The sequence below is a fragment of the Blattabacterium cuenoti genome (genome assembly GCF_014251315.1).
GTDB classification, from domain to species: Bacteria; Bacteroidota; Bacteroidia; order Flavobacteriales; family Blattabacteriaceae; genus Blattabacterium; species Blattabacterium cuenoti_AJ.
On the sequence record NZ_CP059185.1, the window covers coordinates 365,614 to 379,737 of the forward strand.

The 14,124-nt window shown below is 24.6% G+C and carries 14 protein-coding genes, 2 tRNA genes and 1 pseudogene; 10 read left to right on the forward strand and 7 right to left on the reverse strand.

Annotated features, from left to right (window positions below; translation table 11 throughout):
- Positions 1-9 precede the first annotated feature (9 nt).
- On the reverse strand, positions 10-432 hold the full coding sequence (locus H0H74_RS01700) for a hypothetical protein (protein ID WP_185849506.1): 423 nt from the start codon (positions 430-432) through the stop codon (positions 10-12).
- Between the two features lie 288 nt (positions 433-720).
- Between H0H74_RS01700 and rsmI the strand changes: the two genes are divergently transcribed.
- Entirely contained in the window at positions 721-1,392 is a 672-nt protein-coding gene (rsmI, locus tag H0H74_RS01705; protein WP_185848990.1) for a 16S rRNA (cytidine(1402)-2'-O)-methyltransferase, read from the forward strand.
- On the opposite strand, the gene H0H74_RS01710 is transcribed toward rsmI, so the two are convergent.
- A complete protein-coding gene (locus H0H74_RS01710; RefSeq protein WP_185848991.1) occupies positions 1,393-2,382 on the reverse strand; it encodes an aspartate-semialdehyde dehydrogenase in 990 nt (329 codons plus the stop codon).
- Positions 2,383-2,449: 67 nt separating this feature from the next.
- Here H0H74_RS01710 and gmk point away from each other — a divergent pair, with 67 nt between their 5' ends.
- On the forward strand, positions 2,450-3,034 hold the full coding sequence (gene gmk, locus H0H74_RS01715; protein WP_185848992.1) for a guanylate kinase: 585 nt from the start codon (positions 2,450-2,452) through the stop codon (positions 3,032-3,034).
- Between the two features lie 83 nt (positions 3,035-3,117).
- Here gmk and H0H74_RS01720 read toward each other — a convergent pair.
- Together H0H74_RS01720 and H0H74_RS01725 are read right to left on the reverse strand one after the other, a co-directional pair.
- Positions 3,118-3,191: transfer RNA gene (locus H0H74_RS01720), tRNA-Asn, on the reverse strand.
- Positions 3,169-3,624: an RpiB/LacA/LacB family sugar-phosphate isomerase gene (locus tag H0H74_RS01725; RefSeq protein ID WP_185848993.1), complete on the reverse strand. Its 456-nt coding sequence runs from the start codon at positions 3,622-3,624 to the stop codon at positions 3,169-3,171. Before H0H74_RS01725 ends, H0H74_RS01720 begins: the two co-directional genes overlap by 23 nt.
- Before the next feature lie 135 nt (positions 3,625-3,759).
- On the opposite strand from H0H74_RS01725, the gene H0H74_RS01730 reads away from it, so the two are divergent.
- The 6 genes from H0H74_RS01730 (at position 3,760) to H0H74_RS01755 (ending at position 7,660) form a co-directional block, all read left to right on the forward strand.
- Positions 3,760-4,965, forward strand: a complete 1,206-nt coding sequence (locus tag H0H74_RS01730; RefSeq protein ID WP_185848994.1) for a phosphoglycerate kinase — start codon at positions 3,760-3,762, stop codon at positions 4,963-4,965.
- A gap of 83 nt (positions 4,966-5,048) precedes the next feature.
- Complete coding sequence (locus H0H74_RS01735) at positions 5,049-5,663, forward strand: superoxide dismutase (RefSeq protein WP_185848995.1); 615 nt, start codon at positions 5,049-5,051, stop codon at positions 5,661-5,663.
- 10 nt (positions 5,664-5,673) lie between these two features.
- Positions 5,674-6,033, forward strand: a complete 360-nt coding sequence (gene folB, locus H0H74_RS01740) for a dihydroneopterin aldolase (protein ID WP_185848996.1) — start codon at positions 5,674-5,676, stop codon at positions 6,031-6,033.
- A gap of 1 nt (position 6,034) precedes the next feature.
- Positions 6,035-6,105, forward strand: a tRNA-Cys gene (locus H0H74_RS01745).
- Between the two features lie 59 nt (positions 6,106-6,164).
- Positions 6,165-6,929 (forward strand): uroporphyrinogen-III synthase, encoded by a 765-nt coding sequence (locus H0H74_RS01750; RefSeq protein WP_185848997.1) that lies wholly within the window; start codon positions 6,165-6,167, stop codon positions 6,927-6,929.
- Positions 6,926-7,660, forward strand: a complete 735-nt coding sequence (locus H0H74_RS01755; RefSeq protein WP_185848998.1) for an Ig-like domain-containing protein — start codon at positions 6,926-6,928, stop codon at positions 7,658-7,660. The genes H0H74_RS01750 and H0H74_RS01755 overlap by 4 nt, the downstream gene beginning before the upstream one ends.
- A gap of 5 nt (positions 7,661-7,665) precedes the next feature.
- On the opposite strand, the gene glmS is transcribed toward H0H74_RS01755, so the two are convergent.
- Both glmS and H0H74_RS01765 read right to left on the reverse strand, forming a co-directional pair.
- Entirely contained in the window at positions 7,666-9,516 is a 1,851-nt protein-coding gene (gene glmS / locus H0H74_RS01760) for a glutamine--fructose-6-phosphate transaminase (isomerizing) (protein WP_185848999.1), read from the reverse strand.
- A gap of 32 nt (positions 9,517-9,548) precedes the next feature.
- Positions 9,549-10,367 (reverse strand): glycogen/starch synthase, encoded by an 819-nt coding sequence (locus H0H74_RS01765; protein WP_185849000.1) that lies wholly within the window; start codon positions 10,365-10,367, stop codon positions 9,549-9,551.
- A 156-nt stretch (positions 10,368-10,523) separates the two neighbouring features.
- On the opposite strand from H0H74_RS01765, the gene rnr reads away from it, so the two are divergent.
- Positions 10,524-12,503, forward strand: coding sequence for a ribonuclease R (rnr, locus tag H0H74_RS01770; protein ID WP_185849001.1), 1,980 nt, complete (start codon positions 10,524-10,526; stop codon positions 12,501-12,503).
- A 10-nt stretch (positions 12,504-12,513) separates the two neighbouring features.
- On the opposite strand, the pseudogene coaD reads toward rnr, so the two are convergent.
- Positions 12,514-12,984 (reverse strand): annotated as a pseudogene (gene coaD / locus H0H74_RS01775) (pantetheine-phosphate adenylyltransferase).
- Positions 12,985-13,077: 93 nt separating this feature from the next.
- Here coaD and H0H74_RS01780 point away from each other — a divergent pair.
- Complete coding sequence (locus H0H74_RS01780) at positions 13,078-14,124, forward strand: PSP1 domain-containing protein (protein WP_185849002.1); 1,047 nt, start codon at positions 13,078-13,080, stop codon at positions 14,122-14,124.

The following is a 14,124-nucleotide window of genomic DNA, read 5'->3' on the forward strand; positions in this document are numbered from 1 at the left end:
ATCTAATTATCAACTATCAAAATATCTTTGATTTAAATAAGTTGTTGGATACGCTTGATCATGACCTGTACGTCTAATGTGATCTAAATATTTAGGAATATAAGATAAAGCTTTGACTCTATCAGATAAAGACATACGATTCCAAATATTTTCAGCCATTCTTTTTTTTCCTACTTTATATTTATAATCCATCCAAAAACGGTTAAAAGATAAATCCGTAGGAATTTCTTCTATAGAAAAAGACGCTCTAGCATTTTTCATTTTATTTATAATAGACTCATTATAAGGTAAATATTTACCTATCCATATATAATGTGATAAAGAAAGTTTTTCAGGAAAAATAACTTCTCTTAAAAAACCATTCAAATCATATTTAAATATAATATCTCCAGATACTAAACGGCTTCTAAATATATATTGTTTACCTCTCATTATTATTAATTTCATCAGCATTAATTAATTTTTTTAATGCATTAACTTAATTATTATCACACGAATAACTATTTGACTTGGTGATGAAATTTTCAATTTTTTAAAAAAAAATATTTTACATAATCTAGATCTAGATATTTTAGAACTATTAAAATTTTTAATAAAACTGTAATAATTATTGTAAAAATTTCTCGTAAACTTCATAGCAAAAGTTATGAATTTTTATTTTTACAAAAATAGATTTACTCTATCTTTTTTCAGATAATTTTGAACATTTTAAATTTTAGTATGTTATATATTGTCCCTACTCCTATAGGAAATTTAGAAGATTTTACTTTCAGAAGTTTACGTATTTTGAAAGAAGTAGATTTGATTTTAGTAGAAAGTTATAAAACTTCCAGAAAATTATTGGATTTTTATAATATTAAAACTAATATAAATAAATATCATATTTATAATGAACATAAAATAATCCCCTCTCTCATCAAAGAAATTAAAAAAGGAAAAAAATTAGCATTAATATCTAACGCAGGAACTCCAAGTATATCTGATCCTGGTTTTTTACTTATAAGATCTTGTATTAAAGCCTCTATTTCCATAGAATGTTTGCCTGGTCCTACAGCTTTTGTTCCAGCATTAGTTTGTTCTGGAATATCTACTAATGAATTTATTTTTATTGGTTTTTTACCCAAAAAAAAAAGAAAAATAAAATTAGAAAATTTATCTAAAGAAAATAGAACCATTATATTATATGAATCACCTTACAGATTATTACAAACATTAAACGATATGAAATATTTTTTTGGATACAAAAGAAATATTGTTATATGCAAAGAAATATCTAAATATTTTCAAAATATCTCAAGAGGAAATATAGAAAAAATGATTTTATATTATCAAAATATAAAAAAAATATTAGGAGAGTATACTATCATTATAGAAAAAAATAATGAAAAATAATTAAACATATTTATTTTCTATTAAATATTCTGCAATTTGAATAGCATTGGTTGCCGCACCCTTACGAAGATTATCTGCCACTATCCAAATATTTATAGAATTTTTAAACGAAAAATCTTCTCGTATTCTTCCTACAAAGACTTCATCTTTTCCATGAGCATATAATGGCATTGGATAAATGTTTTCTTTTGGCTTATCTTGAACTATTATTCCTTTTGTTTTCAATAAGATTTCATATATACGATCTATACTAGGTTTTTTTGTAAATGTTATATTAACACTTTCTGAATGTCCTCCTATAACAGGGACACGCACAGCTGTAGCTGTTATTGCTATATTATCATCATTTATTATTTTTTTTGTTTCATTTATTAATTTCATTTCTTCTATCGTATATTCTTTATCTGTAAAATGATCACAATGAGGTAAAACATTTTGATAAATAGGATGTGGATACACTCTACAAGAAAAATTTCCATCTTTTTCTTTATATAACTGATCCAAAGCTTTTTTTCCAGTTCCTGTTACAGATTGATAAGTAGAAACAATAACTCTGTTAATTTTATATTCTACATGTAATGGGAATAATACCATAACTAATTGTATTGTAGAACAATTTGGATTGGCAATGATTTTATCTTGTTTACATAAACAAGAAGCATTGATTTCAGGAACAACTAGTTTTTTGTTTGGATCCATTCTCCATGCAGAAGAATTATCTATAACTATAGATCCTATTTTTGAAAATTTTGGGGCCCATTCTTTCGATATGTCAGACCCTGCTGAAAATAAAACAATATTAGGTTTTTTTAAAAATAAATCATATATACTAATAATTTTATATATTTTTTTTTTAAAAAAAAATTCCTTTCCTATAGATTTGTTGGAAGCGGAAAGATACAACTCTTTTAATGGAAAATTTTTTTTTTCTAAAATATCAATCATTACACGACCTACCATACCTGTTACACCTATTATTCCTAATTTCATTTCATATGAATTTTTATAAAAACTTAATTTTCCATGATGTTATAATAAAACAAAGTTAGATAAAATAATGAAAAAAGGAAAAATGATTATTTTGTCAGGTCCTTCTGGATCTGGAAAAACTACGATTTCGCATTGTTTACTTTCAAAATTTCCGGAATTAAAATTTTCTATATCATGTACTACGAGGTTAATTCGGGATGATGAAAAACATGGAAAAGATTATTACTTTTTACCTGTTAGTTCTTTTATTTCTAAAATAAAAAAATCCCAATTTGCAGAATGGGAAGAGGTTTATCCTAAATTATTTTATGGAACTTTGAAAAAAGAAATTTCCAAAATTTGGAAATCTAATCAACATATCTTATTTGATATAGATGTGAAAGGAGGATTAAATTTGAAAAAACAATATCCAAATAATTCTTTATCCATATTTATAATGGTAAATTCTATAAATCTTTTAAAAGAAAGACTTCTCACAAGATGTTATAAAAATTTAGATAAAAATAATACAAACATAAATATTCGTTTAAATAAAGCTAAAGAAGAAAACAGTTATGCTACTTTATTTGATTTTGTATTATTGAATATTAATTTATCTCAAACAAAAAAAAAAGCGATTCAAATAGTTTCCAATTTTATTTATGGAAAATGAAAATCGGGTCGATTGAATTTGAACCACCGACCACACGTTCACTAGACGTATATTCTAACCAATCTGAGCTACACCCCAATTGACTCCTCAGGCTGGATTCGAACCAGCGACACCCTGATTAACAGTCAGGTGCTCTAACCAACTGAGCTACTGAGGATTTTTGATATTTTTTCTGTTCTTATTTTATGTCTTCCTCCTTCAAAACTTGTTTCTAAAAAAATTCTCACAATTTCTATAATTTCATTCTCTTTTATGAGATAACGTGCTGGTAAACTAATAATATTAGCATTATTATGCTTTCTCGCCAAAACTGCAATTTCTTTTTTCCACACCAAAGCTGCACGAATTTTTCTATATTTATTGGCCGTCATTGCTGCTCCATTTCCGCTTCCACATATGATTATACCAAAATCAGCTTTTCCTTTATTTACAAATTCCGCTGTAGGATGAATAAAATCCGGATAATCAACTTTTTTTCCATATTCAGAAAAACCAAAATCTTTGATTTTATATCCTTTTTCAATTAAAAAATTATTTATTGCATATTTATAATGTACTCCTGTATGATCAGAACCTATTGCTATTAGCATTACATTTTTTAAAAAAAAAGTAAAGAAATAACAAATATACATTAAAAATTTTACAAAAAATATTTTATTTTCAATTGTTTTAGTTTTTAATTTATATTTTTATATTTATTTATATATATAATATGATAATTGATAATGACAAAGAAGATCAAAACTATTAACGATTTTAATTTTGAAAATCAAACGGCTCTAATAAGAGTTGATTTTAACGTTCCTATTAATAAATCTTATGAAATAACAGATGATACACGTATTCGATATAGCATTCCTACCATTCAAAAAATTCTTTATGAAAAAGGAAAAATTGTTCTTATTTCTCATTTTGGTAGACCCAAAGGAATTTCTTCTAAAATTTATTCTTTAAAATTCTTAGTTCATTATTTGTCTAAACAATTAAAAGTCACTGTAAATTTTCACGAACACTGTGTGGGTGAAACTGTAAGAAAAAAAGTTAATGAATTAAAAAACGGTGAAATTTTATTATTGGAAAATCTACGTTTCTACAAAGAAGAAGAAGAAGAAAATGAAAATTTTGCTTATGAATTATCGAAGTTAGGAGATATTTATGTTAATGATGCGTTTGGAGTTTCACATCGTTTTCACAGTTCTATTACTATTCTTCCGAAATTTTTTGGAAAAAAAAAATGTATTGGTTTTCTCATGAAAAAAGAAATACAGTTCATAGATAAATTTTCATATGGAAAAGGAAAAAGACCTATTACTATTTTATTAGGGGGAGCAAAAATATCTTCTAAGATAAAAATTATTGAAAATATTATTAATTTTGCAGATTATATTTTGATAGGAGGTGCAATGTCTTATCCTTTTATAAAAATGAAAGGAGGAATGATAGGAGATTCCATGATTGAAAAAAATCAATCAATTGAAAATACATTAAAAAAAATTTTCCATAAAAATAAAAATAATATCATACATCTTCCAAAAGATGTAATAATAGCTGATTCATTTAAAAATGAAGCCAACACTAAAATTTCTCCTATTCATTCTATTCCAAACGGATGGATGGGGTTAGATATAGGTCCTTTCTCCATAAAAAATTTTTGTAAGATTATAGAAAAATCTGAAACCATTTTATGGAATGGACCTGTAGGTGTTTTCGAGTTCTCAAATTTTTCTTATGGAACTAGATCAATAGCAAAATCTGTTGCAAATACAACTGAAAAAGGAGCATTTTCTTTAGTAGGAGGAGGAGACTCTATTGCTTCATTAAAAATGGAAAAATGTGATCAAAAAATCAGTTATTTATCAACAGGAGGAGGAGCTATGTTAGATAGCTTAAAAACTCAAACACTTCCTGGAATAAGTGCAGTAATACAATAATATAAATATAATATATAAATCCCAAGGTTTTTAATTATATTTGTTTTCAAACAAAAAACATATAAAATTAAAAAAAAATAACTATGTCATTTAAACTTCCAAAATTGCCTTATTCATATAAAGATTTTGAACCTTACATAGATAGAAAAACTATGGATATCCATTATAATAAACATCATGCTGCTTATACTAACAATCTAAATCAAGCTATTTTAAATACAAATATGATTAATCTTTCCATAAAAGAAATTTTGAAAAGAACTCATATGGAATCTCCAATAATACGAAATAATAGTGGAGGCTTTTATAATCATAATTTATTTTGGGAAATATTAACACCCAACACAGAATATACTCATCCAAGTCCATATTTAAATGAAATTTTTAAAGAAAATTTTAATTCTTTTGATTCTTTTAAAGAGAATTTTTCAAAAGTAGCAGCTAATCATTTTGGCTCTGGATGGATTTGGTTATGCGTAAAAAAAGAAAAATTAAGTATTTGTTCCACAATAAATCAAGATAATCCTCTTATGTATGGAATGGGTTGTGAAGGAATCCCCATATTGGGATTAGATGTATGGGAACATGCTTACTATCTACAATATCAAAATCGTCGTTTAGATTATATTTCTTCTTTTTGGAATATCGTGAATTGGATAAAAGTGGAAGAAAATTACAAAAAAAATATGAAAAAATAATACTTTTTTCATGGGAAAAATTGTACTAGAAAATATTAAACTATTTGGATTTCATGGATGTATGCCGGAAGAAGAATATGTTGGGTCTCACTATACGATAACTTTAGAAGTTGAATTTGATTTTTATCAAGCATCTGTTAGTGATGATTTATCCAAAACTATTAATTATGTAGATTTGTATTACATTGTTAAAGAAGAAATGAAGATCAATTCTAAATTGATTGAACATTTAGCACAAAGAATAATTCAAAGGATAAAAAAATACAAAAAACCTTTGATTAAATATACAAAAGTGAAAATTTGCAAAGAAAATCCACCATTACAAGGAAATATAATAGATAGAGTATGTGTGATTTTAGATAATAGTTAATGGCACTGTGGCCGAGTGGAAAGGCAGAGGTCTGCAAAACCTTTTATAGCGGTTCGATTCCGCTCTGTGCCTCTAAGAAATTTTATTTTAAATATTTTTGGCATTAAAAATTAAGAAATTCTGTTGCATATATGCATATAAAAAAAAGGATAAATAATATTCTTATTTCACAACCTCTTAGCACTGGTAATAATACTCCATATATAAAACTTAGCAAAAATAAAAACGTAAATATTGATTTTAGATCTTTTATAGAAGTAAAAGGAGCATCATCCAGTGATGTAAGAAGACAAAAAATCAATTTCTCTGATTTTACCGTAGTTCTTTTTATTAGTAAAAAATCTGTAGATCATTATTTTAGATTAGCAAAGTCTATGCGTTTTAAAGTTCCTATCTCAATGAGATATGTATGCCAAACAAAAACTATAGCTTATTATTTGCAAAAATATATTGTCTATAGAAAAAGAAAAATTCATATTGGAAATAAATCATTTAAAGATTTACTTCCTTATGTCAAAAAATATTCCAAAGATAAATTTCTTTTACCTTCTTCTGACATATTAAAAACAGAAATTCCAGATATGTTAAATAGACAAAATATTTTTTGGAGAAGAGCTATTTTATATAAAACAAATTCTAGTGATTTATCTGATTTAAAGCATATATATTATGATATTTTAGTTTTTTTTAATCCAGCAGAAATCAAATCTTTGTTTGATAATTTTCCTAACTTTGATCAGAATAATATCAAAATTGCTACTTTCGGAAAAAATACTTTAGACGCCGCTTATAAAGCAGGATTAAAAATTGATATAAAAGTTCCTACACCAGAATTTCCTTCTATGGCTATGGCTTTGGAAAAATATATTAAAAAATTAAACACAATTAGATATTGAAAATATTTTTTGTTTTCTTTTCTTTTTCAATTTTAATTTCTTGCGCAAATTATAAACCACTCACTGGAGGAAATATAGATATGTACCCTCCACGTTTTATATATTCTATTCCTAATAATTTTTCTACTTATGTTCAAATCAGTTTAAAAGAAATAAAAATATTTTTTGATGAAAATATTATATTAGATAATATATATGATCACAATCATATAATTATGAATCCTTTTTATATACGAAAATATGTGATTATTCATCCTGTAAATTTTCCTAAAAAATATATTAGTATTCGATTTATAAAATCTTTAAAAAAAAATACGACTTATAGTATTCAGTTCAATAACTGTATAAAAGATAATAAAGAAGGAAATGTTTTATATTTTTTTAAATATATTTTTTCTACTGGTAAAAATATAAATACAACCCATATTAAAGGAAATATAAAAAATTTTCTTGAATTTAAAAATAAAAAAAATACAATTATAGGATTATATGAATATAATGAAACAAATAAATATAACATTGAAAAAAAACCGGATTTTATTGCTTTTATAGATTATAAAAGTAATAAATATCAAATTCTACACATAAAAAAAGGAAAATATTTGTTATTTTGTTTCTATGATGAAAATGGAAATCAAATATATGAACCAAACAATAAAGAATTAATTTTTTTTAGAAAAACTTTATTCTTATTAGAAGATAAGGAATATCACATACAAATTTCAAAATAGTCTTATTATTCTACTGTTACTGATTTTGCTAAATTTCTTGGTTGATCAACATTTTTTCCACGTATATAAGCAATTTGATAAGCTAATAATTGAAGAGGAATAACAGTTATTAATGGACTAAGTATTTCAGAAATATTTGGGATTTTTATCACATGATCTGCCAAAAGATTAACTTGAACATCTCCTTCATTAATTATAGCAATAACTTTACCTTTTCTAGCTTTAATTTCTTGTATATTCCCAATAATTTTATCATAACATCCTTTTTTTGTAGCAATAATAACCACTGGCATGTTTTCATCAATTAAAGCTATAGGACCATGTTTCATTTCTGCAGCAGGATATCCTTCTGCATGAATATAGGATATTTCTTTTAATTTTAAAGCTCCTTCTAAAGCAACTGGAAAATTTATCCCTCTACCTAAATAAAGAAAATTGTTTACATCATAATATACTTGCGATATTCTTTTTATGGAATCATACATTTTCAATGTATAATCAACTTTTTCTGGAATAGAGCCAAGTTCTTTGCATAAGGATCTATATCGACTATCATTGATTATAGACCTATGTTTTCCGATGATCATAGCTAATAAAACAAGAACTGTAATTTGTGCACTAAAAGCTTTTGTAGAAGCTACACCAATTTCAGGACCTGCATGTGTATAAGCTCCGGCATCTACATTTCGTGCAATAGATGACCCAACTACATTACAAATTCCAAATACAAAAGCTCCTTTATTTTTTGCTAATTTTAGAGCGGCTAAAGTATCGGCTGTTTCTCCAGATTGGGAAATTACAATGATAACATCATTTTTTCCTATAATAGGGTTTCTATACCGAAATTCAGAAGCATACTCTACCTCTACTGGAATACGAGTCAGCTCCTCTAATAAATATTCTCCAATTAAACTAGCATGCCATGAGGTTCCACATGCTACTATAGTTATACATTTAGCATTAACAAAAATATCTTTATTAGATTCAATTCCATCAATACAAATAATTTTTTCCGGAATCAATAATCGTCCCCTTAAAGTATCCAAAATTGTTTTAGGTTGTTCATATATTTCTTTCAACATGAAATATTTATATTCTCCTTTTTCAATTTCTTTTAAATTAATTTTAAGTTTTTTAATGATTGGATTTAATTTATGATTATCTAGAATCTTTCTAAGATCTAATTCCTTCTCTTTTTTAAGAATAGCCATTTCTCCATCTTTTAAATAAAGAACATTTTTGGTATAATCTATAAAAGATATAGGGTCAGATGAAATAAAAAATTCTTTTTCTTTAATTCCTAAAGACAAAGGACTTCCCAATTTAGCAACGATAATTGTATCAGGATGAGATTTTTCTACTATAGCAATAGAATAAGCTCCTACGATTTCATTTAAAGAAATTCTTACAGCTTCTTCTAAAGATAATTTATTTTCTTTTTTAATATATTCAATTAAGTTTACAAGAACTTCTGTATCTGTTTTACTTTGAAAAGTAAATCCGTTTTTTAATAAAATAATTTTAATAGCATAATAATTTTCTATAATTCCATTATGAATCATAACAAGTTCATTAGAATTGGAAACATGAGGATGAGCGTTAATATTATCTGGAATTCCATGAGTGGCCCATCTTGTATGACCTATTCCAGTTGTTCCTTTTAATTTCGCTTTACAAGAAAAAATTTTTTTTTCCAATTCATAAACTCTTCCTTTGGCCTTATACAAATTATATCCAGTTTCATAAAAAACAGCTATTCCAGAACTATCATATCCTCTATACTCCAATTTTTTTAATCCATTAATGATAATAGGATAAGCTTCTTTATGACCCAAATAACCAATTATACCACACATTCTAGATAAAATTAGAAGTTTTTATCTATTTTTTAATTTATCTGTTCTAAAACAGTTTCTTTATAAAATTGTTGATAAACGGTCTCTATCTCTTCTACAGGATAATATTTTAAGACTAACAACTTGGTTGTTTTTATATAATCCTCTATTTCTTTTGGAAAAAAGAGATCTCCTTTTATAATAGCATCCGAGAAATACATACATAATTTGATTAGATTAAGATAATTTGGATTTTCTAACAATTTTAATTTTCTAGATTTGATGCCATCAAATTTTATCTTTTTAATGATATCTTTATTTAAAAACCCTTTAAAAGGTTTATTGTAAATAGATACAACTATTTTTACATTTTGATACACTGGATCACTTTTGTAAAAATGTTTAATATATAAAGGAATCAAAAAACTCATCCATCCATATATATGGATTATATCAGGTTTCCAATTTAATTTTTTAACAGTTTCTAAAACACCTTTTGTAAAAAATAAAGCTCTTTCATCGTTATCTTGAAAAAAAATTCCATTTTCATCTTCATCTATAGCCTTTCTTTTAAAATATTCTTCATTATCTATAAAATAAACTTGTAACCTAGCATCAGGAATGGATGCTACTTTTATTAACAAAGGTTGATCTATATCATTAATCACTAAATTCATACCTGATAAACGAATGACTTCATGTAATTGATGCCTTCTTTCATTAATTACTCCAAAACGAGGCATAAATATACGTACATCATTTCCTATTGATTGCATAAATTTAGTGGCTTTTAACACTGATAAAGATATCTGATTCTCTGAAGAAAAGGGAAATAAATCTGAAGAAACATATAGTATACGTTTACCTATCATCTTAGAGTTATTTTTATTTTTATAGTAAAAAAACGGATCATTGCAAATATAATAAATAATATCCTAAGTTTAATAATAAAAATGTAAAGTAATTTTTTTTGTCTAAAATCTTTAGATTGTAAAGTTTTTAACTCTTTATAGATATATGTTTTTGTTATGAAAAAGGAAAGAAAAATAAAAAAGAAACATCATAATTTATCCACAGGATTTATTAATATCACTAATCATGGATATGCATTTGTTCATATTAACGGATTGAAAAAAGATGTTTTTATTCCGAAAAATAAAACAAATCGAGCTTTAGAAGGAGATTTAGTAAAAGTTAGATTTTATAGTAAAAAAGGAATAAAAATGGAAGGAGAAGTATTAAAAATAATTAAAAGAAAAACCAAAAAATTTATTGGAATATTAAAATTTAACGTTAAAAATGAATACGGAATAGTATATAATACTAATCTTCATGTAGATATATTAATTCCAATACAAAAATTGGAAAAATGTCATCACAATGATAATGATAAAGTATTAGTTCAAATTATATCATGGCCTAAAAAATTTAAAAATCCTTTAGGAAAAATTATAAAAGTATTTGGATCTTCTGGAGAATATAAAACAGAAATTTATTCCTTATTAGAAGAATATGGAATGTCATACAAATTTTCAAAAAATTTGGAAAATGAAGCTAAAAAAATTTTTAACAAATCAATTTTAGATTTGGATCTAAATTTCAGAAGAGATATGCGAAATGTTAATACATTTACTATAGATCCTTTAAATGCAAAAGATTTTGATGATGCTCTTTCTATTAGAAAATTAAACTATGATACTTGGGAAATAGGAGTACACATATCTGATGTCTCTCACTATATAAAAGAAGGAAGTTCACTGGATAAAGAGGCATATTTACGTGCTACATCTGTTTATCTTGTAGAAGAAGTTATTCCTATGCTTCCCAAAATATTGTCTAATAATCTTTGTTCATTACAACCAAAAAAAGATAAATTAAGTTTTTCTTATATTTTTAACATTAATAGTCAAGGAAAAATATTGAAAGACTGGTTTGGAAAAACCATAATACGATCTGATAAAAAATTTTCATATAATGAAGTTCAATCTATTATAGATCAAAAAAAAGGAGATTATTATGAAGATATTTATACATTATTTTTATTTTCTAAAATATTAATTAAAAATCGATTAAAAAATGGAGCATTTTTTATAGAAAAAGTGGAAGTAAAATTCCATTTAGATGAAAAAAATAACCCAATATCTTTATATTTAGAAAAAAACAATGATGCACATCGTTTAATTGAAGAATTAATGTTATTAACTAATCGAAAAATTTCAGAATTTGTTAGTTTAAATTTAGATGGAGGTCTTTCTAAAAAACTCTATATATACAGAGTACACGATGTTCCAGATTTTCAGAAAATTTTTTTTCTCAAAAAAATTATAGAACCTTTAGGTTATTTTTTAGATATAAAAAATCTAAAAACTTCTATTAATCATTTATTAAAACAGATTAAAGGAAAACCAGAACAAAATATGATTGAAAATTTAGTTCTTCGTTCCATGAGCAAAGCTAAATATTCCACAAATAATATAGGGCATTATGGGCTTTCTTTTATTTATTACACACATTTTACTTCTCCTATAAGGAGATATTCAGATATAATAGCTCATCGTTTGTTATATCATTATTTAACAGTAAATAAAAATGAAATAAAAAATAAAAATGAAGAATATAAACTGAAAACAATAGAATTTTATGAAAAACAATCCCATTATTGTAGTTATAAAGAACGTTTAGCTATAGATGTAGAAAGAGAATTTTTAAAATATATGCAAGTTAAATATATAAAAAAATTTATAGGAGAAGAATTTTATGGTATTATTACAGGATTTACTGATTGGAGTATTTATATTGATTTATTATTGTTTCAAACTGAAGGAATGGTACGATTACGTGATATTAAAGAAGATTTTTATGTTCTAAATCCAAATAATTATAGTATAATTGGAAAAAAAAAAAGAAAAATTTATCATTTAGGAGACAAAGTAAAAGTAAAACTTATAGATGCTAATATAGAAAAGAAACAAATTATTCTTGATTGGATTGATAATATTAATATATAATTTTATTTTACTAAACTCTAACAGTGGAAGGCACAAATATAGTGTAATCTCCTCCATTTTTTATAATATCTCTTACAATATAAGAACTAATATGAGATTTTTCATGAGAAGAAAAAAGATAAACTGTTTCATTAATATTTTATTTGTAAAATTCATTTTCAGTCATAAATATATTTTTTTGAAATTCCAAATCTAATTGATTTCTAATTCCTCTTAACAAAAATTTAGCTTTTTTTTTTATGCAAAAAGAAATAGTCAGTCCATCAAATGAATCAATTTCTATTTTTTTTGACAACTTTAAAAAAGTTTTTTGTATCCACTTTTTTCTTTTTTCAAGAGAAAACATATTTTTTTTTTCAAAATTTTCTCCAATAGCTATAATAATTTTATCAAACAAATTTAAAGCTCTAATAATAATATCATAATGTCCTAAAGTAATAGGATCAAAAGATCCAGGAAATATTGCTATTTTTTTATTCATTTTTTAGAAATATATTTATATGTAAATTTTTTATTGAAACAAATAAAACAATTTATTTTTTTCTTTATAAACTTATTATTTTAATTAAATTAAATGAACAAATCATGTTCTGATTGTTTAAATAAATGTGCAAAAAAAGAAAATTTTTTTCAAAAAAAACAATGTTGTAAACTTAATACATTGGATTGGTTATCCAATATTAAATCTCCTTTTGAATATCAAAAATATGATATTGTAGAAATACAATTTAAAAATGATAGAAAAGAATTTTTTCTTAATCAAGAAAAAATTCCCCTTGATCAGGGAAACATTGTGACTGTAGAACCTAAATCTGGTATTGGATACGATGTAGGTATAGTTTCTTTAACTGGAGAACTCGTGAAATTACAAATAAGAAATAAAACTATTAATTCAAATACTTTTAAAAAGATATATAGAAAATCAACACATAAAGAAATAAATATTTGGAAATTTTTTAAAAAAAAAGAGTTTTCAACTCTTTTAAAAGCTAAAAAAATTGCAAAAAACTTGAATCTTTCTATGAAAATTTGTGATGTGGAATATCAAGGAGATGGAATAAAAGCTATTTTTTATTATACAGCCGAAAATAGAATTGATTTTAGAAAATTGATAAAAGAATTTGCTGTATATTTTCATACACGTGTAGAAATGCGTCAGATTGGATATAGACAAGAAGCGGCAAAAATTGGTGGAATTGGTTCTTGTGGTCGAGAGCTTTGTTGTTCAACTTGGCTGAAAAATTTTAAAAGTGTAACTACTAATTCTGCAAGATATCAACAACTTTCTATAAATATTCAAAAATTAACCGGCCAATGTAGCAAATTAAAGTGCTGTCTCAATTATGAATTAGATACTTATTTAGATGCCATAAAAGATTTTCCAGATTTCAATATCAAAATTCATACAGAAAAAGGAATTTCTAAGTGTATGAAAATTGATGTTTTTAAACGAGAGATGTGGTTTTCTTATATTAAAAATCCCAATACATGGTTCAAAATAAAAGTAAAAAAGATTAAAGAAATTTTAGAAAAAGATCAAATAGCACCCCCTTTAGAGGAATTGTCAACGGCCAACAGTATTCAAAAAACGGAATTAACATTTAAAAATTTATCTATATAA